Here is a 22,838-nt window from a genome sequence, read left to right on the forward strand (position 1 = left end):
CACTCCATTATTTTTTTAAACCACCAAATCTACGTTCCCGTTTATTATAATCATTTATAGCTTGATAAAGATGCTCACGTCGAAAATCCGGCCAAAAAATATCTGTAATCCAGAATTCGGTATAAGCAATTTGCCATAATAAAAAATTACTTACTCTAAGTTCACCTGAAGGTCTAATTAGTAAATCAGGATCTGGTAAAGAATTTGTATATAAATATGTTCTAAAAGTTTCATCATTAATGTCATCTAAAACCAACTTACCTGAAAGAAGTTGATCTCCAATTAACTTTACAGCATTGATAATTTCATTTCTACCACCATAATTTAAAGCAATAGTTAAAGTTAGTCCTGTATTTTGTTTAGTTACATTTACAGCTTCCTCTAATTTTTGTTTAACTTTGCTTGGTAAATCCTCTAACTCACCTATAGGATTAATCTTGATATTTTTTTTATGTAAATTAATAAGTTCTTTTTGTAAGTATTCAGCTAATAAGTCCATTAATATATCTACTTCTTCTTTTGGCCTTTTCCAGTTCTCTGTAGAAAATGCATAAACAGTTAAATAGGAAATCCCCATTTCACTGCATGCCTTAACTATATCTCTTAAGGATTCTACTCCAGCGCGATGACCTGCACTCCTGGGCAAACCCCGCTTTTTAGCCCAACGCCCGTTTCCATCCATAATAATTGCAATATGCTTAGGCAAATGCGCAAAATAATGTCTTCTTAAAGAGTTCTCATTGAGCGGTTTATTGAATATATGCAGTAGTCGGCGCCAAGATTGAAAACCCATAAATTACACTCCTTTTATTTATTAACAAACCCCCTCTACTGAGGGGGTTTATTAATTATTCCTCGACAATTGCTTCGTTAGGGCAGGCACCTACACAAGTTCCGCACTCGGTACAAGCGTCTGCATTAATTACATAACGATCATCGCCTTCAGAAATAGCGTTGTTTGGGCACTCATCAACGCAAACACCGCAGGATAAGCAATCTTCAGTAATCTTATACACCATTTTTCACCCCCTTTCAATGAGCACAAGGAGCTATAACCAAGTGCATTATTCCACTGCCTTCGTGTCTTTGCCTTACTACTCTATAATTAAGTAAATTATTGGAATTTTTGCATTTCGGGGACGATGCCACCATAACTGTGCCAATTGTATAGTTGTTTTTCTCTAATATAGCTCTTGCCTCAGTTAAAGGCAATGCTACCACACAAAATTCACTTTTTTTATACCTCAAGTATTTCAGCTTCTTTGTTAGCTAGAATTTTATCTATTTGTTCAATATACTTATCGGTGAGTTTCTGCACCTGTTCAAGACCTTTTCTAGACTCGTCCTCAGCTATGCTTCCTTCTTTTTCCATCTTTTTAATGTCATCATTTGCATCCCTGCGTATATTTCTAACTTGCACTCTATACTCTTCTGCTTTTTTCTTTACAACTTTAGCTAATTCGTTTCGGCGTTCTTTTGTAAGCTGCGGTATGGCAATTCGAATTACTGTACCATCGTTGCTTGGAGTTAATCCCAAATCTGACTTTAGAATCGCTTTTTCAACAGCAGCAATTACTGAGCGATCCCATGGTTGAATAACTAAAAGCCTAGGCTCTGGAGCTGAGATATTGGCCAACTGATTTACTGGTGTAGGAGTTCCGTAATACTCTACTGTAATTTTTTCCAGCAACGCCGGATTTGCTCTTCCGGCTCTTAAGGAGCTATAATCCTTTTTTAAAGCTTCGATGGCATTCTTCATATTACTTTCTAAATCCTTAAGCACCTCTGCAAGCATAGCAAATTACCTCCCTACGTATGTACCAATTTTTTCTCCTAAAATTACCTTTAATATATTACCCTTTTCGTTTAAATTAAACACAATTAAAGGTATATTATTATCCATGCATAAGGATACGGCAGTTGAATCCATAACACCTAATCCCTTGTTTAATACATCAATGTACTTTAAGTCTACAAATTTTTTTGCGTTGGAATTTTTCACTGGATCTGAATCATATACCCCATCAACTTTTTTAGCCATTAATATAACTTCTGCTTCGATTTCTGCAGCACGTAGTGCTGCTGTAGTATCTGTCGAAAAGTAAGGATTGCCGGTTCCAGCTGCAAATATGACTATTCTATTTTTCTCCAGATGGCGGATGGCCTTTCTACGAATATATGGCTCTGCCATTTGGCGCATTTCAATAGCAGTTTGTACTCTTGTCTGCACACCGACTTTTTCTAATGCATCTTGTAAAGCCAAGGCATTCATTACCGTAGCTAACATCCCAATATAATCAGCGGTAGCCCTATCCATCCCTTTTGAACTACCCGTTACCCCTCGCCACATGTTGCCACCACCAACAACAATTGCAACTTCTACTCCAAGCTCTTTAATTTCTTTGATTTGTTCTGCAATGTCGTAAATGGTTTTATGATCTATTCCAAAACCTGCTTTTCCAGCCAGGGCTTCTCCGCTTAATTTTAAAATTATTCTTTTATAACTAGGTTTTTTCATGGAAAATAAACCTCCATATACCCCATTATGTTTCTACAAATTTTTAAAAATTCCTTTTTACAGATAATAGTTTTTACTTAAAAAAAGAGAACACATTTAGTGCTCTCTTATTTTTTACCACCAGTCATAGCTTCAACTTCTGCTGCAAAATCATTTTGCCGTTTAGCTAGCCCTTCACCCAACTCATAACGAACAAATCTCCGGATAGAAATATTTTCACCTATTTTAGAGATTTTCTCAGTAATTAATTGTTGAACGCTTTTATCAGGATCTTTAATGAAAGGCTGTTCTAAAAGGCAAACTTCTTTATAAAATTTTTCAATTCGCCCTTCAACCATCTTTTCAACAATGTTTGCTGGTTTACCTTCATTTAAAGCTTGTGCTTTTAAAATATTTTTTTCTTTTTCAATTTCTTCCTGGGGAACTTCTTCCCTAGAAACGTAATCAGGTTTAGAAGCAGCAACTTGCATCGCTATGTCTCTAGCTAACTCCTTAAACTGATCAGTTTTTGCTACGAAATCTGTTTCGCAGTTAATTTCTAGCAAAACACCAATTCGCCCAGCTCCATGTATATAAGCCTCAACCAAACCTTCAGCAGTTATTCTTCCGGCTTTTTTTGCAGCTGCAGCTAAACCTTTTTCACGGAGTATTTCAATAGCCTTATCAATATCTCCGTCTGCTTCGGCCAGAGCCTTTTTACAATCCATCATGCCGGCTCCTGTCCGCTCTCTTAATTCTTTTACCTGACTCGCACTTACCATTATCATCTATCCCCTTATTTAGAAACTACGCTTAGTTGGGAATGAAAACTAAGCTTCTTCAACTTCAGGTTGACCTTGAGTTCCTTCAATAACTGCATCCGCTATTTTAGCAGTCAAGAGCTTAACAGCTCTAATAGCATCATCGTTACCTGGAATAACATAATCTACTTCATCTGGGTCACAGTTAGTATCTACAACTGCAACAATAGGTATACCCAAACGACGGGCTTCAGCTATAGCAATTCTTTCCTTTCTGGGGTCAATTACAAATAAAGCCCCAGGTAGGTTTTGCATGCTTTTAATTCCGCCTAAAAATCTTTGCAGTTTTTCTCTTTCATTTAAGAGTTGCGCAACTTCTTTCTTAGGTAGTACTTCAAAAACACCTTCTTCTTCCATGCGCTCTAACTCATGTAAGCGGTCAATTCTGCGACGAATGGTTTGAAAGTTTGTTAACATTCCACCTAACCATCTTTCGTTAACATAAAACATGCCACATCTTTCCGCTTCTTCTTTTATAGATTCCTGAGCTTGTTTTTTAGTACCGACAAATAAAACTTGCTTGCCTTCACTTACACATTCACGTATAAAGTTATACGCTTCTTCAACTTTACGCACAGTTTTTTGTAAATCTATAATGTAAATACCGTTACGCTCAGTAAAAATGTAAGGAGCCATTTTTGGGTTCCAGCGACGAGTTTGATGTCCAAAATGGACTCCGGCTTCGAGCAACTGTTTCATTGAGATAACTGACATATCTCACACCTCCTCCCGTTGGTTGTTTCCTCCACATACCTTCATCTGTTTAAAGTAAGACCAATAAAATGGCACCCCTTACTTAACTCCAGTATATGTGTGTAGTTTTACACTAGCATTGAGTTTAACACAAATAAATCCATTCTGCAACAATTTAATTCTTTCTAAAACTAACCATAGTAGTATGTAGTAGCATCTATTATTTACAAAAAGTAGCAGTTCTAAACAAAAAACAGGCAATTTGACTTTCATGGCCAAATCACCTGTTTTTAATCCATATCCTACCTCCTTAAACGCTGCAGTTCTTCTAAAAGATTATCATTTAAGACTCTAATGTATGTTCCCTTCATACCTAAAGACTTTGATTCAATAACCCCGGCACTTTCAAATTTTCTTAAAGCATTTACAATTACGGATCTAGTTATGCCAGCTCGATCAGCAATCTTGCTAGCCACTAAGACACCTTCATCCCCTTCTAATTCATCAAAAATATGCTCTATTGCTTCTAATTCAGAATAGGAAAGGGTTTCTAAAGCAATATGGGCTGTAGCCCTTTTACGGGCTTCTTCTTCGATTTTTTCTGCTTTAGAACGCAGAATCTCAATACCAACAACAGTAGCTCCATATTCAGCTAGAACCAGGTCTTCATCCGTAAATTCTATATTAAACTTAGATAACAACAAAGTACCTAACCTTTGCCCTCCCCCAATAATGGGCACAATAGTCGTCAATTTGTTATTAAATACGCATCTATTATCTTTGCTAAAAATGCAGCAATTTTCTTTTTGAATAAAGTTTGCTTTTGTTTCATTAACTAGCAGCAATTCCTTATTATAATCATCAGGGAACCTTTCAGCCTCAAAAACAATGTCACTCATCTTTTCACAAACAAAACCTTCAACAAATGCTGTGCCGTGAATTTTACCATATCTGCCAACAATGTAACAATTACATTTTATCTGATCCCTTAGTACTTCGGCCATTTCATCAAAATCAACCGGATTTCCGGCAGTCTTCTGCAAGAGCCTGTTAATATTCCTCGTTTTTTCCAATAACGTTTTCATTACTAATCTCCTTTATACTAGTAGTACTGATGATGTGAATTAACCTAAAGAATGTATCTGCTTAAATCTTGATTTTTAACAATACTTTGTAAAGCTTTTTCCACGTATTTTGCATTAATCATTATTTTTCTTTGGCCAAGTTCAGGAGACTCATAAAATAAATCTTGAAGAAGTCTTTCCAAAATCGTATGCAAACGTCTAGCTCCAATATTTTCAGTTTGAGCATTAACATCGAAAGCAATTTCAGCTATTTTCGCAATGGCATCGGAAGTAAATTCAATTTCCAATCCCTCTGTGGCTAACAAAGCAACATATTGTTTAATTAGAGAATTTTGGGGTTCTGTTAAAATTTGTTCAAAATTTTCTTTTGTCAGGCTCTCTAATTCTACCCGAATAGGAAATCTACCCTGAAGTTCAGGAATAAGATCTGAAGGTTTAGTAATATGAAATGCCCCTGCAGCAATAAATAAAATATGATCAGTTTTAACTGGGCCATATTTGGTTACTACCGTAGAACCTTCAACAATAGGCAAAATATCCCTTTGGACGCCTCCCCTAGATACATCGGGCCCATGATTACTTTCCTTTTCAGCTATTTTATCTATTTCATCCAAGAAAATAATGCCATCTTGTTCAGCACGGTAAATAGCTTGAGTTATTACCTCGTCCATATCAATTAATTTTTCGGCTTCTTCTTGAGTTAGACATTTTCTTGCCTCTGCCACAGAAACCTTTCTCTTTCTTTTTTTCTTAGGGAACATTCCTCCAAACATGTCCTGCAAATTAATTCCTATTTCTTCAATGCCAGATGAAGTAAAGGCCTCAAACATAGGAGGTTTCTGGTCTTCGATTTCTATTTCAATCAGTTCATTTTCAAGTTCCATCCGTCGTAATTTTTCTCGCAAAATAGCTTTTTGCTCACTAGCTTTTCTTTGAAATTCTTGTTCAGTAAACTGGTCTTCTGTTGCATTTTGATTTGCAGTAGCCCCGAAAAAAATTTCGAAGGGATTCTTATTAGTATTTTCTTTCTTAGGAGAAGGAGCAAGTATTTCCAAAATCCTTTCTTCTGCCATAAGCTGAGCCCTTTCGTTAACAACAGCTGTTTTCTCTTGTCGAACCATCCTTATTGATGTTTCTACCAAATCACGTACTATAGACGCAACATCTCTACCTACATAGCCAACTTCCGTAAATTTAGTGGCCTCTACCTTTATAAAAGGTGCCTTTACTAATTTGGCCAAACGCCTTGCAATTTCGGTTTTACCAACCCCTGTTGGACCAATCATAATAATATTTTTGGGCAAAATCTCATCTTGAAGATCTATAGGTAATTTTTTACGACGATAACGATTACGCAGAGCTATAGCAACACTTTTTTTAGCTTCAGTCTGACCAACTATATAACGGTCTAACTCTTGAACAATCTGATGCGGTGTTAAATCTCCCATAGTTGCTATCTCCTCCTATATTTCTTCTACAGTAATATTATTGTTTGTATAAACACAAATAGAAGACGCTATTAATAAAGCCTCTCGTACAATTTCAGATGCAGTTAAAGATGTGTGTTTTGCAAGAGCTCTGGCAGCAGCTAAAGCATATGATCCCCCAGAGCCTATGGCTGCGATCCCATCGTCAGGTTCAATAATTTCACCACTACCTGAAATTATCAAAATAGTATCAGAATTTGCAACAATAAGCAGCGCTTCTAGTTTTCGCAAAACCCGATCTGATCTCCAATCCTTTGCCAATTCCACGGCAGCTCTCTGTATATTTCCACGATATTCTTCCAGCTTACCTTCAAATTTTTCAAATAGGGTAATAGCATCTGCCACGGAACCAGCAAAACCAGCAATAACCTTTCCTCCATACAATCGTCGTACTTTTTTAGCTTGGTGTTTCATAATTGTAGTATTTCCAAAGGTTACTTGCCCGTCACCAGCAATTGCTACTCGATTATTATTTTTAACCGCTACAATAGTAGTAGCATGAAACATTAAGATTTCTCTCCTTTTAAGCCCGAGGATGGGTTTTTTGATACACTTCCCTTAATCTTGCTTTAGTAACATGAGTATAAATTTGAGTAGTGGACATGCTTACGTGTCCTAATAGCTCCTGGACAACCCTTAAATCAGCTCCTCTTTCCAACATGTGTGTTGCAAAACTATGGCGCAAAGAGTGAGGTGAAAGTTTACCCTTTTGGGCTAATTTATTAATATACTTATCAACTATTAAGCGAACTCCTCTAACGCTTATTCTATTACCCTTGTAATTTAGAAACAATGCATTTTCATTCTTACTACCGGACAATTGGGGCCTGGCTTCCGACAAATACCTTTGCAAAGCTACAACTGCACAGCTGCCAATTGGAACTATCCTTTCCTTTGAGCCTTTTCCCCATACCAGCAAGCACTCTAATGTAAAATCCAAACTTTCTAAATTTAATCCCACTAATTCACTAATTCTAATGCCCGAGGCATAAAAAACCTCTAAAATTGCTTTATCCCTTTGTCCAAGCAAGGTTTCAACGTCCGGGGCATTAAGTAATTCTTCCATTTGGTATTCATATAAAAATCCTGGTAAAATCCGGTCCTTTTTGGGTCCCCTAATAAAATATAATGGGTTATTACTTATCGAGTTTTCTCTGTTTAAATAACGGTAAAATGATCTTAAAGCGGCCAGTTTTCTAGCCATTGTTGTTTTTTTAAAACCCATTTTATAAAGATACGCTAAATAATTGCGAATATGGTTATGAGTTATTTTGCTTAGATCAATTTTGCTTAATTGATCTAAGCTACTTTCCTGAAGAAAATGGTGAAATTGCGCTAAATCATGAGAGTACGCCGTTAAAGTATGTGTTGCCACATTCTTTTCAATTTTTAAATAATTTAAAAATGCATCCACTAAGCTGTCAAAAGAATAATACATATTAATCACCGATACATCAATTTGCACTAATGTTAACATATTAAAAATTTGCTTACAAGAATTATCTAATATATTTTTGCAATTTTCAAGAAACTTCTGCTTTACTGTTATATTTTTATATAATGATTGGAATTAATAAAATCCTTTAATTTCTGAAGAGCCCTCTCTGCTATCACTTTATTTTTCTGTTTTTTATCTCTAATTTTAACTCCCAAAGGGGGAATCAAACCGAAGGTAATATTCATAGGTTGAAATTTTACACTTTCAGCTGTGGTAATATAGTGGCACAAAGCACCATGAGCTGTTTCGGTAGGAAAAACAAGAGGTTCTTCTTCTTTTACGAATCGCGCAGCATTGATACCAGCTATCAGTCCATTTGAAGCACTTTCTACATACCCTTCAACGCCTGTAATTTGTCCGGCGAAGAATATTCTGGGGTTATTTTTTAACTGCATTGTTGGTAAAAGTAAATTAGGACTAGAAAGATAAGTATTTTTATGCATGACCCCATATCGCACAATTTCAGCGTTTTCTAAGCCTGGTATATATTTTAACAACTTTTTCTGTTCTCCCCATTTAAGGCTTGTTTGAAAGCCTACAATATTAAAAAGAGTACCTTCCCTATTATCTTTTCTTAACTGTACAACTGCATAAGGTTTTTGGTTTGTGCGGGGGTCATAAATACCTACAGGCTTCATAGGACCAAATAAAAGTGTTTTCGGGCCTCGGCTAGCCATAGCTTCTATAGGCATACACCCTTCAAAATATGTCTTCTTTTCAAACTCTTTTACATTTGCCCGTTCTGCAGAAATTAAAAAACTATAAAACTCTTTATATTGTTCCTCTGTCATAGGACAGTTAAGATAATCGTCGGTGCCCTTTCCATATCTTGAACCCCAAAAAGCAACGTCCATATTAATGCTTTCACCTGTTACAATAGGGGCAGCTGCATCAAAAAAATTAAAATACTCGCTTCCTGTCATTTTTTTTATGGACTGGGATAAAGGTTCACTGGTTAAGGGACCTGTAGCTATAATAGTAACCTGATTTTCTGGAATGTCTTGTATTTCCTCATGAATTATTTCTATTAAAGGATGTGCCAAAATATTCTCCGTTACATTCTGGCTGAATAATTCCCTATCTACTGCTAAAGCACCGCCGGCAGGAACTGCGTTTTGATCTGCACATTCCATAATTAGAGACTTCAATACCCGCATCTCTTCTTTTAACAATCCCACAGCATTTTCAATATTACCTGCTCGAAAAGAATTACTACAAACCAGTTCTGCTAATTTTCCTGTGTGGTGAGCGGGAGTCATTTTACCTGGCCGCATTTCGAATAAATTTACTTTAATTCCTTGTTTTGCAACTTGCCAGGCGGCTTCAGCACCTGCTAAACCACCTCCAACGATATTAATTTCTTGAACCATTATAACAACTCCTCGTCTTATTTTTCCAAATTCTTAAAACAAATCAATCATTATCTTTGCTAACTGTTTTTTCATAACCGCAACCCTCTTGATTACATACTAAACGGGTTCCTTTTTTTGAGCTTTTCTCATATAAGATATTATGGCATTCAGGGCAAATTTCGTTAGTAGGCTTATCCCAGGATACATATTGACATTCGGGATAATTACTGCAACCAAAAAATTTTCTTCCCTTTTTGGTTCTGCGCATAACTAGTTTCCCGTCACATTTTGGACATTTTACTCCGATTTCTTCTAAAAGGGGCTTAGTATTTCGGCACTCTGGAAATCCAGGGCAAGCTAAAAATTTACCATACCGTCCCATTTTAACAACCATATTTCGTCCGCATTTTTCGCACAATTCATCTGAAATTTCATCTGCTATTTCAATTTCACCAATTTCCTTTTCAGCTTCACTTAGTTCTCGAGCAAAGGGTTCATAAAAATTTTGAACTACTGATTTCCAATTTAACTTTCCTTCCTCTACTTCATCTAAGTTATCTTCCATATTAGCAGTAAATTCCACATCAATAATATCAGGAAAATATTGTTTTAAAAGTTCTATTACAATAAAGCCTAACTCAGTAGGTACAAACTGTTTCTGCTCACGAATAACATACCCTCGATGTAAAATAGTTTCAATAATTGGTGCATAAGTACTAGGTCTGCCAATACCGAGCTCCTCAAGTGTTTTAACTAAAGTCGCTTCCGAATATCTCGGAGGTGGTTGAGTGAAATGCTGTTTCGGAGAAAGTTTTTGTACATAAAGTTGCTCACCTTCTTCCAATTTAGGTAGGTTTCCTTCCTCTTCGTTATCTTCCTTACATTCGGTATAAACTTGCATAAACCCAAGAAATTTTATGGTGGTTCCATTGGCCCTAAATAAATAATTATCAGCTTTAATATCAACAGTAGTTGTATCCAATACTGCAGAACTCATTTGGCTGGCAATAAAGCGAGCCCAGATTAATCTATATAGTTTTAATTGATCTTTAGTCAGTACTTCTTCTAAATTTTCAGGCAATCTCAGAACTGAAGTAGGTCTAATCGCTTCATGAGCATTTTGGGCTTGTTTTTTAGTATTGTATACTCTGGGAACCTCTGGAGCATATTCTGAGCCATATTTTTCGACAATATAGCTTTTAGCCTCCTCTTGGGCAATTGTTGCGATTCTGGTGGAATCAGTCCTAATATATGTTATTAAGCCAACAGTTCCTTCCTTTTTACCTAAATCAATACCTTCGTATAGTTGTTGCGCTAACATCATTGTCTTTCGAGCCGTAAAATTAAGCTTGCGATAGGCTTCCTGCTGCAAACTGCTAGTTGTGAAGGGCGGTGAGGGATTGCGCTTCTTTTCTTTCTTTCTAATCTCTTTAACAATAAATTCCGAACTTTTTAATTCACTTAAAATTCCATCCATTTCTGCTTGGGAAGAAATTTTTATTAGCTTATTTTCTTTTTTATATAATTTAGCCTCAACTTTGCCCTTTTGCTCAGTTTTTAACAAAGCTGTCAAGCTCCAATATTCTTCGGGAACAAACTGATTGATTTCTGATTCTCTATTGCAAATCAACCACACAGCCACTGACTGTACTCTTCCTGCGCTTAATCCTTTACGAACTTTTTTCCAGAGCAATGGGCTTAGTCCGTAGCCAACTAAACGGTCTAAAATTCTTCTTGCCTGCTGAGCATTAACGCGATCGTAATCGATCTTTCTAGGAACCTGGACAGCTTTTTGAATCGCGCCTTTTGTAATTTCGTTGAACTCTATTCTACATTTTTGACCGTTATCTATATTTAAAATCTGCTGCAAATGCCAAGCTATTGCCTCACCTTCTCTATCCGGGTCAGGTGCAAGCAAAACTGCGTCGCTTTTTTTAGCAGCAGCTTTTAATTCCTTAATAATATCTCCTTTACCGCGAATTGTAATATATTTTGGTTCAAAACCTTGTTCTATGTTAACGCCCATTTGGCTTTTTGGTAAATCCCGTATATGACCCATGGATGATTTCACAACATATTTATTACCTAAAAAGCGGCCAATTGTCTTGGCCTTGGCAGGCGACTCAACAATAACTAGTACTTTTGGCAATTATCTCACTCCAACCAATCCCATAATTAATTATTAATAATATACTTTTGACCAGGCAGTTGCCTGATTATACCCTTAATCTCTAAGATAGACATAAAACTTAAAATTTCCTGAGGTTTAAAACCAGAAGCTAAAATTAGTTCATCAAGTCCAATAGGTTCTATAGATAGCAGCGACACCAGCTTTATTTCACTTTGAGATAAATGTACATCCTCTTTCGTCAATGATTTAATGCACAGCCCATAATCTTCTAAAATATCCGCCGCTGATTCAACTAACTTTGCTCCTTGTTTTATTAAGTGGTTAGTACCTTTGCTATACTTACTCAAAGCGGAACCTGGAACTGCATAAACATCTTTCCCCTGTTCTAAGGCATAATCTGCAGTAATTAAGGAGCCGCTTTTTTCGGCAGCTTCAACAACTACAACTCCTTGAGCTAAACCACTTATAATCCTATTTCTTCTAGGAAAGTTACGAGGTTCAGGTCTTACACCTAAGGGAAATTCTGAAATAACTGCACCCTTTTCTATTATTCTGCCCATTAATTTTTTATTTTCGGGAGGGTAAATTATGTCCAGACCGCACCCTAAAACTGCAATAGTAGCTGTTTCAGCACCTAAGGCCCCTAAATGAGCAAAAGTATCAATACCTCTAGCCATACCGCTAATAATACAAAAATGTTGGCTTCCTAAATCCCTAGCAATACCTTCGGTCATCTTTTGTCCATAAATAGTAGCCTTCCGCGAGCCAACAATAGCAATTGTATTATGTTTTAAATGTTCAAGGCTCCCTTTATAATACAATACTGGAGGGGCATCGTAAATATTACGTAATCTCACGGGATAAAGTTCGTCTAATAATGTTACCATTCTAACTTCATTATTCTCTAATCTTTTTATTTCGAATTCTAGGTCAATTTTCTTGCGCCAAGTCAAAAATGCATTCAGGATATTCTGTTTACCCTGCAATGCTTCCAACAACTGTTTTGAGTCTGCTTCCCAAGCCAACTTGGCTTCGCCAAAATACTCAATTAAACTCTTAAATCTAATAGGCCCTATGCCTGGTATTAAATTTAACGCATGCCAATAAATATTTTCTACCATTTTTCTAATTCTCCAACTTATTTTTTCACTATTTTTCTAGGAAAAGCCTATATTCTCCTGCCTTAAATATTTAATTTATTTTTTAACCATTTATTTATAATTGGCAGGATTAGTAAAAAAAAATTCGAAATAATATAGGATAAATAATTAAGACATAAAAAGGAGAATTCTTAATGCTTGCTATTATTAATTCTTTAGCATTAAGAGGTATAGATGCTAATTTAATTAAAGTTGAAGTGGATGTGTCCTCAGGGTTGCCAGGTTTTAATATTGTAGGTTTGCCAGATACCTCTGTACGTGAAGCTAGTGAAAGAGTAAGAGCTGCAGTAAAAAATACGGGCTTTGAATTTCCGGCTAAAAGAATTACCATCAATTTAGCTCCTGCAGATTTAAAAAAAGAAGGCTCCGGACTTGACTTACCTATTGCAATTGGAATTTTAGCTGCTACGGGACAAATTGCAGGAGACATTATTCAAACCAGTTATTTTATTGGAGAACTTTCTTTAGACGGCTCCTTAAGGTCTGTCCCTGGAGTTTTACCAATGGCTTGTGCCTTGTCCCAGCCTGATAACAGTAACAAATTTTTGATTGTACCTGAAGCAAACGGTTTTGAAGCAGCTTTAGCTGGAACTATCCCCGTACTATCGGTGAAAAACTTACAGCAAGTTGCAGGTATGATAACCGGCCAACTACCCTTAAATCCTCTGGCAGTTAGGGTCGAAGATTTTTTTCTTCAAAAGAATTCCGAGAGTTTGGATTTTTCTGAAGTATATGGGCAAAATGGCGTAAAAAGGGCCTTGGAAATTGCTGCAGCGGGAGGCCATAATGTCCTAATGATCGGTTCACCGGGATCAGGTAAAACAATGTTAGCTAAACGTATTGCTTCGATATTACCTAATTTAACTATAGATGAAGCATTATCTATTAGTAAAATATACAGCAGCAGCGGTTTACTAAATTCACAGGACCCTTTAATTAGTAAGCGTCCTTTTAGAGCGCCGCATCATACTGCCTCTACAGCGAGTTTAATCGGCGGTGGTAAATTTCCACGTCCCGGAGAAATAAGTTTAGCCCAGGAAGGCATTCTCTTCCTTGATGAACTGCCTGAATACCGAAAAGACGTTTTAGAAGCACTGCGCCAGCCTTTGGAAGATAGAATTGTGACTATTTCAAGAATATCAGGCACTGTTTCCTACCCCGCCAGTTTTATGCTTGTTGCCGCCATGAACCCTTGCCCTTGTGGATATTATGGTGATAGCGAAAAAGAATGTGTCTGTACTCCATATCAAATCCAAAAGTATAGAAATAAACTTTCTGGTCCTTTACTCGACCGGATAGATATTCAAATTGAAGTACCTCGTTTAAAGTATGAGGATCTAGAGAGTAATTTGCCAAGTGAGACTTCCCAGGAAATAAAACTGAGAGTTGAAAAGGCCAGAAGTATACAAAGGAAAAGGTTCAAAGAAACAGGCTTAAATTCCAACTCCCAAATGACTCATAAGTTAATTCCTGTTCATTGTGTTACAACAAAAAAGGCCAAGCTTCTTCTACATAAAGCCTTCCAGAAACTTGGCCTTAGCATGCGAGCCCATGATCGAATTTTAAAAATTGCACGAACTATTGCTGATTTAGCTGAAAAAGACATAATTAACGACGAACATTTGGCAGAGGCTATCCACTATAGAATGCTAGATCGTCAAAAAAATATTTTCAGCTAGTTTCTTTTATTTATTAACCTTTTTTAGAACAATTAACGATTTATATTGTTCTAAAAAAGGTTTTTTCTTGTACGAACTACTTGACAAGCGGTAAAAATGGTGTATATTATTCTTATTGCTTTTTAACTTTTAGTTTAGTATTTGTAAACTAAACCAATTAACCTCTTTCCTTATTATATTAATTTTCTCTGTAACTTAGGGGGGTATTGCGATGAAAATAGAACAACTTGGCAGACATATTTTAGCAGAATTTTATAATTGCGATGAGCTAATTCTAAATGACCATGCTTTAATCGAAAAATATATGAAAGAAGCTGCTATTGAAGCAAACGCAACAATAGTTCAAAGCGTTTTTCATATGTTTAACCCATGGGGAGTTAGCGGTGCAGTTATTATTCAGGAATCTCATCTCACAATCCATACTTGGCCTGAATATGGTTACGCTGCCGTGGACTTATTTACTTGCGGAGAAAGCGTAGATCCTTGGATTGCATTCGACTATTTAAGTAAAGCTCTCGCTGCTGAAAAAACTGAAACCTATGAAATTTCACGAGGCAACGTAGACAAAATCAATGCCCACGCTGGGAATAAATTTAAAAATATTACTTTTAAACCGCAGGCTTGCGAAGTTAAATAATATTCTGGAATGATTAATAACAGCATAGGAAATTCTAATTTAAAAACGGTAGCTAGGAGGTAAATATCTTGGAGCTTTGGTATACGGAAAATCACTCTTCTACTGTACGATTTTCAATGAAAGTTAAGCAACAAATTTTTTCTCAGACAAGTCCTTTTCAAAAAATTGATATACTTGATACCTATGAATTTGGCAAAGTTCTGGTTATTGATGGGTTAGTGATGTTAACTGAAAAAGATGAGTTTGTCTATCACGAAATGATAGTCCATGTCCCCATGGCTGTTAACCCTGACATCAAAAAAGTACTTGTAATTGGCGGAGGAGACGGAGGAACTGTCAGGGAACTTACTAGATACCCATCAATTGAAAAAATTGATATGGTGGAAATTGATGAAATAGTCGTCCGTGCTTGTCAGGAACATTTGCCATCAACAGCAAGTAAATTGGAAGATCCAAGAGTTAATCTTTATTTTGAAGATGGGATTAAATTTGTTCAAGGTAAGGAAAGTATTTATGATTTAGTTATTGTAGATTCTACCGATCCCATTGGACCTGGCGAAGGACTTTTTACAAAGGAATTTTATCAAAATTGCTATAACATTTTAACAAAAGATGGAATCTTAGTTAATCAAAATGAAAGCCCCTTTTATAGCGATACAATTAAAGAAATGCAAAGAGCTACAAGCAAAAGAAAAGCTATTTTCCCTATTTGTGAGGTTTACCAAATGTCAATCCCAACCTACCCTTCCGGTCTATGGATGTTTGGATTTGCAGGAAAAACCAAACACCCCATCAAGGATCTGCAAACGGAAAAATGGTTGAAATTTAAACTATTAACAAAGTATTATAACCCGGAGCTTCACGTAGGATCTTTTGCTCTGCCAAATTATGTTAGGGAACTATTGTCTAATGGTGAAAAATAAAATAGAGTTTAATTTTTTAGGCTTTAATCATAGTTTTGCAGAAGCAAATTTAATTTTATTTGGAGCTCCTTTTGACGGCACTGCATCTTTCCGCCCGGGATCGAGATTTGGCCCTAACGCTATTAGAAGTTACTCCGAAGGCCTGGAAACTTATAGTCCTTATTTCGATCAGGATTTAAGTGATTATTATTTATGCGACCTTGGGGATCTTCCTTTTCAAACGGGTGATGCTGAAAAATATTTACAGCTAATTGAAAATCAAGCTCGCGAGATATTTGCTGCTAATAAAAAGCCGTTGATGCTAGGAGGAGAGCATTTAGTCACACTTCCTGCAATAAAGGCTGCTAAAGAAAAGTATCCAAATCTTCGTCTGCTTCATTTTGACGCACATACTGATTTAAGAAACGATTATTTAGGGGAAAAATATTCCCATGCTACCGTTATTAGAAGGTGTTGGGAAATACTTGGAGATCATAATATCTACCAATATGGCATCCGTTCAGGGGAAAAAGCAGAATTTGATTGGGCCAAAAAACATACGTATTTAACGCCATTTACAACACAAGGTGTTGAAAAAATTTCATCTGTGCTCAAGGATTGTCCTGTCTACATTACTCTAGACTTAGACATTCTTGATCCTTCGGTTTTCCCTGGTACGGGAACACCTGAACCTGGAGGTATTACTTTTAACGAACTTATCCATGTAATTCTCAAGTTAAAAGAATTAAACATTGTAGGTGCGGATATTAATGAACTAGCCCCCCATTACGATCTAAGTGGCGTTTCTACAATGGTGGCTTGTAAAATGGTAAGAGAACTTACTCTAGCAATGTTGCACAGTTAATTAAAGCTTATTTCATCATAGGAGGACACCGGATGACAAAAACACGGCAGGAGAAAACTCCTTTATTTGATGCAATTAAAAAATACCACCAAGAAAATGTCTTGCCTTTTGATGTCCCAGGTCATAAACACGGAGCCGGATTACATGACTTTGCTAGTTATGTTGGAAAAACAGTACTTGAAATTGATGTCAACGCTATGGAATGTTTGGATAATATTTGCAACCCCATTGGGGTCATAAAAGAAGCTGAGGATTTAGCTGCCGAAGCTTTTGGAGGGAAGCAGGCTTTCTTTCTAGTTAACGGCACAACCTGCGGAGTACAAGCTATGATTATGAGTGCTTGTCAGCCTGGAGATAAAATTATTATACCTCGCAATGCACATAAATCGGCTACAGCTGGTCTAATTTTAAGCGGTGCTATACCAATTTATCTTAGACCTGAAGTTAATAATCAACTTGGCATCGCCATGAATGTTACATTTGAAAACGTAAAAAAGACTATAGATCAAAACCCAGATGCTAAAGCAATCTTTTTGATACACCCAACATACTACGGAGTTGTATCTGACTTAAAAACTATTGTTGATTATGCACATCAAAAGGGGATTCTTGTCTTAGTAGATCAAGCACACGGGGCCCATTTTAGGTTTTTTCAAGAGTTTCCGATTAATGCTGTAGATGCTGGTGCTGATATAACTGTAGTTAGTATGCATAAAACAGGTGGCTCTTTAACCCAAAGTTCTCTTTTAATTTTAAACACCAATAAAATAAGTCCCGATTGGATGAAATCAATTTTAAATCTTACACAAACAACCAGCGCATCTTATTTATTAATGGTTTCCCTTGATATTGCACGTAAGCAATTAGCTATTGAAGGAGAAAGCCGCTTTAAAAAAATACTGGAAATTACAAGGAATGCAAGGGAAAGAATAAATCAATTAAATAGCTACTACTCTTTTGGCAAAGAACTAATTGGTACCCCTGGGGTTTTTAATTTTGATGAAACAAAACTTGGAATTCATGTAACTTACCTAGGCTTAACAGGCTATGAAGTAGAAAAAATATTACGCCGGGAATTTAGCATTCAAGTTGAACTGGCTGATTTCAACAACATTCTAGCAATTGTATCCTTAGGTGACTCTGAAAATTCTTTGCAGCTGCTGTTGCAAGCACTAGCAGATATTGAAAGGAAATATTCTTTGCCTAAAAAATTACCTACAATGCAAGAAGTACCGAAAACTCCTGATATTATTATTTCTCCAAGGGAAGCATATTATTGCCAAAAAAAGAAAGTTAGCTTGGAAAAAACAGTTGGGGAAATTAGTGGCGAGTCTGTCATGGTTTATCCTCCCGGTATTCCAATTGTGGCTCCCGGTGAAAAAATCACCAAAGATATTGTCGATTATATTAAACTATTAAAAAATAACCATTGCTTATTACAAGGACCAGAAGATACATTTGTTGACAATATTAAAATATTAAAACAAAGTATAAACTAAAAGCTCTAAAAGCTGCCATTATTTGGTGGCTTTTTATTTTAAAAATACATAAATTTAAACAAAATTACCTGCTAAAATACTGATAAATTCAGAAATCCCTTTAAGCTGCTCTTTAGCGAAGTTTTCTAACTCAATATTTTCCGTTAAAGTATATATTTTAATTTTGGCCGATGTAATTCCAGACTCATATCGAACATTTTGAATAATATGATAGGGAAAGACTTTAATTTGATATCCAAGAGGAAATGTTTTATACATAAAGATAATTCTTCTTGTTGTTACGACAAGAATAGCTAAATTTTGGTGGAATAAACCTCGTACTAATTTTTTTACTTTTTCGTCCTCTCTTAATATTTGGAGCAGTTCCTTTGCTTCTCTTCTATTTAACTGTTTACGTAATTGTTCGAAACTTTGAGTTTTATTCAGCATAGCAACTAACCTCCTTGAAAGGATTTATATTTCTAAATTATATTTTCTGAGTTTAATAACCTTCGGGAAATTTGATAAAAATTGTCTAGATTCGTCGTACATAATAAAATTTTAATTTAAAAGAAAAGCAATAAAAAAAGCAATTGGTAGTTTCTATTAATAAAAAACCAATTGCTTATGTCTTTTTAGGTATTAGATTTAAATAAACTTTTGCCTATCAGAACCTGGCTCAATAAAAATTCCAATTTTAGGCAAAGCAGCAAGTAAAGGCAGCCCAATAAAAGCTGATCCTAAAGCAAAAATGGTTCTTTCCAAGGGTGTAACAAAAACCAATGCCTTGTAAACCTGGGCAGGAGTTTGCTTTACTATGATACCCAGATAATTACCAATACCTGCTGCACCTATAAATGCTGTAAATGCTATTAGCCAAATAGCAAGTAATTTTAACCTGTAATTATTTCCCTTTAGCCATTTTGAGCCAAATATACCTCCAACAACAGCTGTAAGGACACCTAAGCCATAGACTATAAATGGATAGACTAAAGCTGCCCTTCCTATAGCAGTACTATACCATAAACCAAAACCAATTAAAATAATTCCTACTGCGTAAGGCCATTTACCACGGGATATAAATCCAGCTGTCAATGCATTTACAGTACCAATAACGAATGTGCCCAACCCCAGCCATGCTGCTTGAGGAGCTATAATTTGCCCAATAAAAGACCCTATGGCCGCACATAAAGCCCCCATAAAAGGTCCAAAAAAGATCCCTGCTAAAGGCAAAAATGCAGCACTCACTGTAAAATATCCTCCCGTAACTACCAATGGAATAACTGGCAACATATAAGCTACTGCAATTAAAGCCGCCCAAGCAGCAATTACCGAAGGATGTATTTTTGGCTTATTATTTTTACTGATTAAATCCATCTCCATCGCCCCTTTTAACCTTCCGTACCTGTACGCATATTTTTTTGCGTCCTAAGTTTAAGAAGTTCTTCACCTAGTTCCTGAGTACTTAAAAATACCTGTGCTAACGGCAGTTTTAAACTCAGGTCATAACCAAGCTGGGTTATTTCAGCAGGTCTAATTTTAGTTTTTTTCAACTCCTCTATATGAGCAAAAAAATCTCTTGTTGTGGTGTCTAGTAAAACCTTTCCTTGATATAAAGCAATAATTCTCTCGCAATACTCACTAACCAAAGACATTTGATGAGTTACTAGAACAACTGTGTGACCTGCCGCATAAAATTCGGCTGCCAAATCCATAATCTGACTTATCCCCTTATAATCTTGTCCTACTGTTGGTTCATCTAAAATTATTATTTTAGGCTCCATCGCCAATACTGCAGCAATAGCCACCTTAGCACGAGTGCTTTTGCTTAAGGATGGGGGAAACTCTTCCGCCAGAGAATTTAAACCTACCCTGTGTAAAGCTTTCTCTACTTTTTCTTTAATTAAGACTTGGCTTAAATCTGAATTTTTTAATCCAAAAGCCACTTCTTGCCAGACAGTTTGGGCAAAAAGCTGTCGATCTGGATTTTGCAGAACATACCCAACTTCATTTGCCAGTTTTGCAATAGGCACCTCCTTTGTATTTTTGCCATTAATTAAAATTTGACCTGACGTAGGTTTTAAAAGACCTGTTATATTCTTTAAAAGAGTAGATTTTCCTGCACCATTTTCACCTATAATTGCAACAAATTCATGCTCACCAATGTCAAAACTTATATCCTTTAGGATAAACTCGTTTGGGGTGTAAGCAAAAGACAAATTTTTAATGGCAATTGCAGTTTTTCCCATCCCTAATCTCCTTTTTTTAGCCAGCTAATAATAGCATTTTCAGCTTGATTCCTACAAATCGGTTTTTCTTTTAAGTTAATACCCCTATCATTTAAATAGCTCATTAACTCCACGACCTGGGGTGGCTTAACCCAATTATTAACTAGCAATTGATAATCAGTAACTAACTTTTTAGGAACATCACAACTTAAGATTTTTCCTTCTTTAAGCAAACAAACTCGGTCTGCCATAGGTGCTACTTCTTCTAAATCATGAGTAGCTAAAACAATAGTTAAACAATACTTCTTTTGAAGATCAACAAGTAGGTTTAAAATATCCTTAGCAGCAGAAGGATCTAATTGAGATGTCGGCTCATCTAGTATTATTACTTTCGGGCGCATAGCCAGCACAGAAGCAATAGCTAAGCGTTGTTTCTGCCCGCCAGACAAATCTTGGGGATGGAAGTCTTCAAACTTTTGTAAACCAACTCCTTCTAGCGCCCAATTTACGCGCTCTATAATTTCATTAACCGGTAAACGTAAATTTTCTAACGCAAAAGCAACCTCATTCCTAACTTTTGTTGTAAATATCTGAGTTTCAGGGTCCTCTAATACAATACCTACCACCTTCGCAAGTTCTATAATGGATGTCTTTTGAGTATCCATGCCATGAACCATAACTTTCCCTTCCATACTTCCACCGCGCCCATGAGGTATGATTCCATTTAAGCATTGACAGAGGGTTGATTTTCCAGAACCATTTTCTCCAATTACTACTAAAAATTCACCTTGCATAATTTCCAAATTAAAATTATCAAGTGCCAAATGTTCTGAACGCGGATAAGCATAAGACAAGTTTTTTATATTTATTGCTGACTGCATTTTACCCTCCTACAAGACAATACTCAACCAGCTCAACAGACAAAATAATAACAATAAGACCCCTAGACTAAACCAATCTTTGGGAGTAAACCGAAGATCTTCGATATAAGTTCTTTTGCGGCTTACACCGAAGGCTTTTGTATCCATAGCAATACCCATAAGCTGAGCCCGACGCATTGCGCCAATTACTAAAGGAACAACCAAAGTCGGGTATGCTTTTATTTTAGATAAAATCCCGCCCTGTTCAAATACCGTAAAACCCCGTAATTTTTGCGCCTCAATTATAGCAGCAATATCTGATTGTAAAGTGGGAATTAAGTTTAACGATGTAGTAGCAATAAAAGCAATTTTATAAGGTAAACCAAGTTTAACAAATCCCAGGGCAAATAGGTTCATAGGTGTGGTCATAGTAACTAGAGGCATTAGGAATATTAAAATAAACATTCTTAAACAAATTAAAAGTCCAAATATAATTCCTTCTAGAGTTATAGAACCTATCCCACCTATTAAAGGAACAAATCCAGGTATAATTGGCTTGACTAAAATAACTTGTCCGCCCATGAAAATCGCCTGAGCTAAAATAACAAAAATACTAATTCCAAGTAAAAATCGGAAATAGCCTGTCAATATTGAGTATGGTAAACCGGCATTACGCCATAAGACTAACGCTAAAGCAAAAATGATTCCCAAAACCATAAAATTTTGGCTTAGAAAAACTAAACCTGTTAATAGAAACAAAAAAATAATTTTAATTCTAGGATCTAGACAATGTAAGTAAGATTTACCAGAGTAGTAAGCAACAATATTCATATTCATTCTCCTGCTAATTAATAAAAAAACCTAGGCAAATAAGGCCTAGGGCATTTTATGGATTTTAGAACATAAAAAGCCCTTCCCTCGGCGGTAAAAATATACATACCACAAAGAAAAGAGCGTACTCTCAACCAGTGGCAGTGGATGCAGTGTTAAATCGTAGACAACAACGTCTTCGTTTAGCGGCGACCTCCCATCCGCTAACACTTTACGCCAAACACTTACTCTGCCTAAATAATTTTACATAAATAATATATTATAAATTCTCAGAAACGTAAATAGAATTTTTTGAATTTTTAGCAATTATCATAAATATTTTAAGGTTTATTCTAGTTCAAGACTCAAATAAAAAAATTAGGATACATAAATAAGGTGCTAGCGAAAAAAAAGTTGATAAATGTATCCTAATTAATATCAAAAAAAAATGCTGCCAAGCAAATAAACTCCAATATAGTTGCCATACCGGTTAAATAGCCGGGAAAACTTCCAAGCCCTCTGTAAGCATAGGCATATAAGCCACCTGCATAGGGGAAAAGCGGAGCCATTTCCGCCGTCGTCCCAAAAAATACCGTATAAAATAGAGCAACAATTAGAATAGCCGCTAACATTTCCAAAAAAGAAGCCATTTTAA

General features: G+C 36.1%; 24 protein-coding genes and 1 riboswitch. Of the genes, 5 read left to right on the forward strand and 19 right to left on the reverse strand.

The genetic code is table 11. The annotated features are described in order from the left end of the window. Positions 1–7: 7 nt before the first annotated feature. The 13 genes from RDV78_01050 to dprA form a co-directional block, all read right to left on the reverse strand. Positions 8–793 carry an isoprenyl transferase gene (locus RDV78_01050; protein ID MDS1029089.1) on the reverse strand — a complete coding sequence of 262 codons (786 nt, stop codon included), beginning with the start codon at positions 791–793 and terminating at the stop codon, positions 8–10. A 55-nt stretch (positions 794–848) separates the two neighbouring features. Continuing rightward, positions 849–1,019, reverse strand: a complete 171-nt coding sequence (locus tag RDV78_01055) for a 4Fe-4S binding protein (GenBank protein ID MDS1029090.1) — start codon at positions 1,017–1,019, stop codon at positions 849–851. A gap of 218 nt (positions 1,020–1,237) precedes the next feature. Continuing rightward, positions 1,238–1,795, reverse strand: a complete 558-nt coding sequence (frr, locus tag RDV78_01060) for a ribosome recycling factor (GenBank protein ID MDS1029091.1) — start codon at positions 1,793–1,795, stop codon at positions 1,238–1,240. A gap of 6 nt (positions 1,796–1,801) precedes the next feature. Next, positions 1,802–2,518, reverse strand: a complete 717-nt coding sequence (gene pyrH, locus RDV78_01065) for a UMP kinase (protein MDS1029092.1) — start codon at positions 2,516–2,518, stop codon at positions 1,802–1,804. Between the two features lie 107 nt (positions 2,519–2,625). Continuing rightward, on the reverse strand, positions 2,626–3,285 hold the full coding sequence (tsf, locus tag RDV78_01070; GenBank protein MDS1029093.1) for a translation elongation factor Ts: 660 nt from the start codon (positions 3,283–3,285) through the stop codon (positions 2,626–2,628). Positions 3,286–3,327: 42 nt separating this feature from the next. Then, a complete protein-coding gene (gene rpsB / locus RDV78_01075) occupies positions 3,328–4,032 on the reverse strand; it encodes a 30S ribosomal protein S2 (protein MDS1029094.1) in 705 nt (234 codons plus the stop codon). Positions 4,033–4,313: 281 nt separating this feature from the next. Further along, the gene (gene codY / locus RDV78_01080; GenBank protein ID MDS1029095.1) at positions 4,314–5,096 is read right to left on the reverse strand and encodes a GTP-sensing pleiotropic transcriptional regulator CodY; all 783 of its coding nucleotides are present in this window, start codon (positions 5,094–5,096) and stop codon (positions 4,314–4,316) included. 44 nt (positions 5,097–5,140) lie between these two features. Beyond that, a complete protein-coding gene (gene hslU, locus RDV78_01085) occupies positions 5,141–6,544 on the reverse strand; it encodes an ATP-dependent protease ATPase subunit HslU (protein ID MDS1029096.1) in 1,404 nt (467 codons plus the stop codon). Between the two features lie 15 nt (positions 6,545–6,559). After that, the gene (hslV, locus tag RDV78_01090) at positions 6,560–7,090 is read right to left on the reverse strand and encodes an ATP-dependent protease subunit HslV (GenBank protein ID MDS1029097.1); all 531 of its coding nucleotides are present in this window, start codon (positions 7,088–7,090) and stop codon (positions 6,560–6,562) included. Between the two features lie 16 nt (positions 7,091–7,106). After that, positions 7,107–8,060 (reverse strand): tyrosine recombinase XerC, encoded by a 954-nt coding sequence (xerC, locus tag RDV78_01095; GenBank protein MDS1029098.1) that lies wholly within the window; start codon positions 8,058–8,060, stop codon positions 7,107–7,109. 68 nt (positions 8,061–8,128) lie between these two features. Beyond that, entirely contained in the window at positions 8,129–9,451 is a 1,323-nt protein-coding gene (gene trmFO / locus RDV78_01100; GenBank protein ID MDS1029099.1) for a methylenetetrahydrofolate--tRNA-(uracil(54)-C(5))-methyltransferase (FADH(2)-oxidizing) TrmFO, read from the reverse strand. 43 nt (positions 9,452–9,494) lie between these two features. Beyond that, positions 9,495–11,582, reverse strand: coding sequence for a type I DNA topoisomerase (gene topA, locus RDV78_01105; GenBank protein ID MDS1029100.1), 2,088 nt, complete (start codon positions 11,580–11,582; stop codon positions 9,495–9,497). A 26-nt stretch (positions 11,583–11,608) separates the two neighbouring features. Beyond that, a complete protein-coding gene (gene dprA / locus RDV78_01110) occupies positions 11,609–12,685 on the reverse strand; it encodes a DNA-processing protein DprA (protein ID MDS1029101.1) in 1,077 nt (358 codons plus the stop codon). A gap of 173 nt (positions 12,686–12,858) precedes the next feature. On the opposite strand from dprA, the gene RDV78_01115 reads away from it, so the two are divergent. The 5 genes from RDV78_01115 to RDV78_01135 all read left to right on the forward strand — a co-directional run bounded on the left by RDV78_01115 (position 12,859) and on the right by RDV78_01135 (position 18,306). After that, positions 12,859–14,403: a YifB family Mg chelatase-like AAA ATPase gene (locus RDV78_01115; GenBank protein MDS1029102.1), complete on the forward strand. Its 1,545-nt coding sequence runs from the start codon at positions 12,859–12,861 to the stop codon at positions 14,401–14,403. A gap of 211 nt (positions 14,404–14,614) precedes the next feature. Continuing rightward, a complete protein-coding gene (gene speD / locus RDV78_01120; GenBank protein MDS1029103.1) occupies positions 14,615–15,040 on the forward strand; it encodes an adenosylmethionine decarboxylase in 426 nt (141 codons plus the stop codon). Between the two features lie 68 nt (positions 15,041–15,108). Next, positions 15,109–15,963, forward strand: a complete 855-nt coding sequence (gene speE / locus RDV78_01125; GenBank protein MDS1029104.1) for a polyamine aminopropyltransferase — start codon at positions 15,109–15,111, stop codon at positions 15,961–15,963. Continuing rightward, positions 15,950–16,807, forward strand: a complete 858-nt coding sequence (gene speB / locus RDV78_01130; protein MDS1029105.1) for an agmatinase — start codon at positions 15,950–15,952, stop codon at positions 16,805–16,807. Before speE ends, speB begins: the two co-directional genes overlap by 14 nt. 32 nt (positions 16,808–16,839) lie before the next feature. Further along, positions 16,840–18,306, forward strand: coding sequence for an aminotransferase class V-fold PLP-dependent enzyme (locus RDV78_01135; GenBank protein ID MDS1029106.1), 1,467 nt, complete (start codon positions 16,840–16,842; stop codon positions 18,304–18,306). 54 nt (positions 18,307–18,360) lie between these two features. Here the strand turns inward: RDV78_01135 and RDV78_01140 are convergent, their stop codons facing one another. The 6 genes from RDV78_01140 to RDV78_01165 form a co-directional block, all read right to left on the reverse strand. Then, positions 18,361–18,735 (reverse strand): PH domain-containing protein, encoded by a 375-nt coding sequence (locus RDV78_01140; GenBank protein MDS1029107.1) that lies wholly within the window; start codon positions 18,733–18,735, stop codon positions 18,361–18,363. Positions 18,736–18,933: 198 nt separating this feature from the next. Then, positions 18,934–19,662, reverse strand: coding sequence for an ECF transporter S component (locus tag RDV78_01145; GenBank protein MDS1029108.1), 729 nt, complete (start codon positions 19,660–19,662; stop codon positions 18,934–18,936). Positions 19,663–19,676: 14 nt separating this feature from the next. Next, complete coding sequence (locus tag RDV78_01150; protein MDS1029109.1) at positions 19,677–20,534, reverse strand: ABC transporter ATP-binding protein; 858 nt, start codon at positions 20,532–20,534, stop codon at positions 19,677–19,679. 2 nt (positions 20,535–20,536) lie between these two features. After that, a complete protein-coding gene (locus RDV78_01155; GenBank protein ID MDS1029110.1) occupies positions 20,537–21,394 on the reverse strand; it encodes an ATP-binding cassette domain-containing protein in 858 nt (285 codons plus the stop codon). Between the two features lie 9 nt (positions 21,395–21,403). Continuing rightward, on the reverse strand, positions 21,404–22,204 hold the full coding sequence (locus RDV78_01160; GenBank protein MDS1029111.1) for an energy-coupling factor transporter transmembrane component T: 801 nt from the start codon (positions 22,202–22,204) through the stop codon (positions 21,404–21,406). A gap of 139 nt (positions 22,205–22,343) precedes the next feature. After that, positions 22,344–22,438: riboswitch (THF riboswitch) on the reverse strand. A 173-nt stretch (positions 22,439–22,611) separates the two neighbouring features. Then, the gene (locus RDV78_01165; protein MDS1029112.1) at positions 22,612–22,833 is read right to left on the reverse strand and encodes a hypothetical protein; all 222 of its coding nucleotides are present in this window, start codon (positions 22,831–22,833) and stop codon (positions 22,612–22,614) included. Between the last annotated feature and the right edge of the window lie 5 nt (positions 22,834–22,838).

The sequence above is a fragment of the Bacillota bacterium LX-D genome (assembly GCA_031628995.1).
In the GTDB taxonomy this organism is placed as follows: domain Bacteria; phylum Bacillota; class DUOV01; order DUOV01; family Zhaonellaceae; genus JAVLUO01.

What these genes read in the sequence shown, in the direction of transcription:
- RDV78_01160 (MDS1029111.1), bottom strand. Translation starts at nt 22,204, where the DNA reads ATGAATATTGTTGCTTACTACTCTGGTAAATCTTACTTACATTGTCTA.
- RDV78_01055 (MDS1029090.1), bottom strand. Translation starts at nt 1,019, where the DNA reads ATGGTGTATAAGATTACTGAAGATTGCTTATCCTGCGGTGTTTGCGTT.
- speD (MDS1029103.1), top strand. Translation starts at nt 14,615, where the DNA reads ATGAAAATAGAACAACTTGGCAGACATATTTTAGCAGAATTTTATAAT.
- hslU (MDS1029096.1), bottom strand. Translation starts at nt 6,544, where the DNA reads ATGGGAGATTTAACACCGCATCAGATTGTTCAAGAGTTAGACCGTTAT.
- pyrH (MDS1029092.1), bottom strand. Translation starts at nt 2,518, where the DNA reads ATGAAAAAACCTAGTTATAAAAGAATAATTTTAAAATTAAGCGGAGAA.
- RDV78_01115 (MDS1029102.1), top strand. Translation starts at nt 12,859, where the DNA reads ATGCTTGCTATTATTAATTCTTTAGCATTAAGAGGTATAGATGCTAAT.
- RDV78_01165 (MDS1029112.1), bottom strand. Translation starts at nt 22,833, where the DNA reads ATGGCTTCTTTTTTGGAAATGTTAGCGGCTATTCTAATTGTTGCTCTA.
- RDV78_01145 (MDS1029108.1), bottom strand. Translation starts at nt 19,662, where the DNA reads ATGGATTTAATCAGTAAAAATAATAAGCCAAAAATACATCCTTCGGTA.
- frr (MDS1029091.1), bottom strand. Translation starts at nt 1,795, where the DNA reads ATGCTTGCAGAGGTGCTTAAGGATTTAGAAAGTAATATGAAGAATGCC.
- dprA (MDS1029101.1), bottom strand. Translation starts at nt 12,685, where the DNA reads ATGGTAGAAAATATTTATTGGCATGCGTTAAATTTAATACCAGGCATA.
- tsf (MDS1029093.1), bottom strand. Translation starts at nt 3,285, where the DNA reads ATGATAATGGTAAGTGCGAGTCAGGTAAAAGAATTAAGAGAGCGGACA.
- RDV78_01135 (MDS1029106.1), top strand. Translation starts at nt 16,840, where the DNA reads ATGACAAAAACACGGCAGGAGAAAACTCCTTTATTTGATGCAATTAAA.
- RDV78_01050 (MDS1029089.1), bottom strand. Translation starts at nt 793, where the DNA reads ATGGGTTTTCAATCTTGGCGCCGACTACTGCATATATTCAATAAACCG.
- hslV (MDS1029097.1), bottom strand. Translation starts at nt 7,090, where the DNA reads ATGTTTCATGCTACTACTATTGTAGCGGTTAAAAATAATAATCGAGTA.
- RDV78_01150 (MDS1029109.1), bottom strand. Translation starts at nt 20,534, where the DNA reads ATGGGAAAAACTGCAATTGCCATTAAAAATTTGTCTTTTGCTTACACC.
- RDV78_01155 (MDS1029110.1), bottom strand. Translation starts at nt 21,394, where the DNA reads ATGCAGTCAGCAATAAATATAAAAAACTTGTCTTATGCTTATCCGCGT.
- RDV78_01140 (MDS1029107.1), bottom strand. Translation starts at nt 18,735, where the DNA reads ATGCTGAATAAAACTCAAAGTTTCGAACAATTACGTAAACAGTTAAAT.
- codY (MDS1029095.1), bottom strand. Translation starts at nt 5,096, where the DNA reads ATGAAAACGTTATTGGAAAAAACGAGGAATATTAACAGGCTCTTGCAG.
- trmFO (MDS1029099.1), bottom strand. Translation starts at nt 9,451, where the DNA reads ATGGTTCAAGAAATTAATATCGTTGGAGGTGGTTTAGCAGGTGCTGAA.
- xerC (MDS1029098.1), bottom strand. Translation starts at nt 8,060, where the DNA reads ATGTTAACATTAGTGCAAATTGATGTATCGGTGATTAATATGTATTAT.
- speB (MDS1029105.1), top strand. Translation starts at nt 15,950, where the DNA reads ATGGTGAAAAATAAAATAGAGTTTAATTTTTTAGGCTTTAATCATAGT.
- rpsB (MDS1029094.1), bottom strand. Translation starts at nt 4,032, where the DNA reads ATGTCAGTTATCTCAATGAAACAGTTGCTCGAAGCCGGAGTCCATTTT.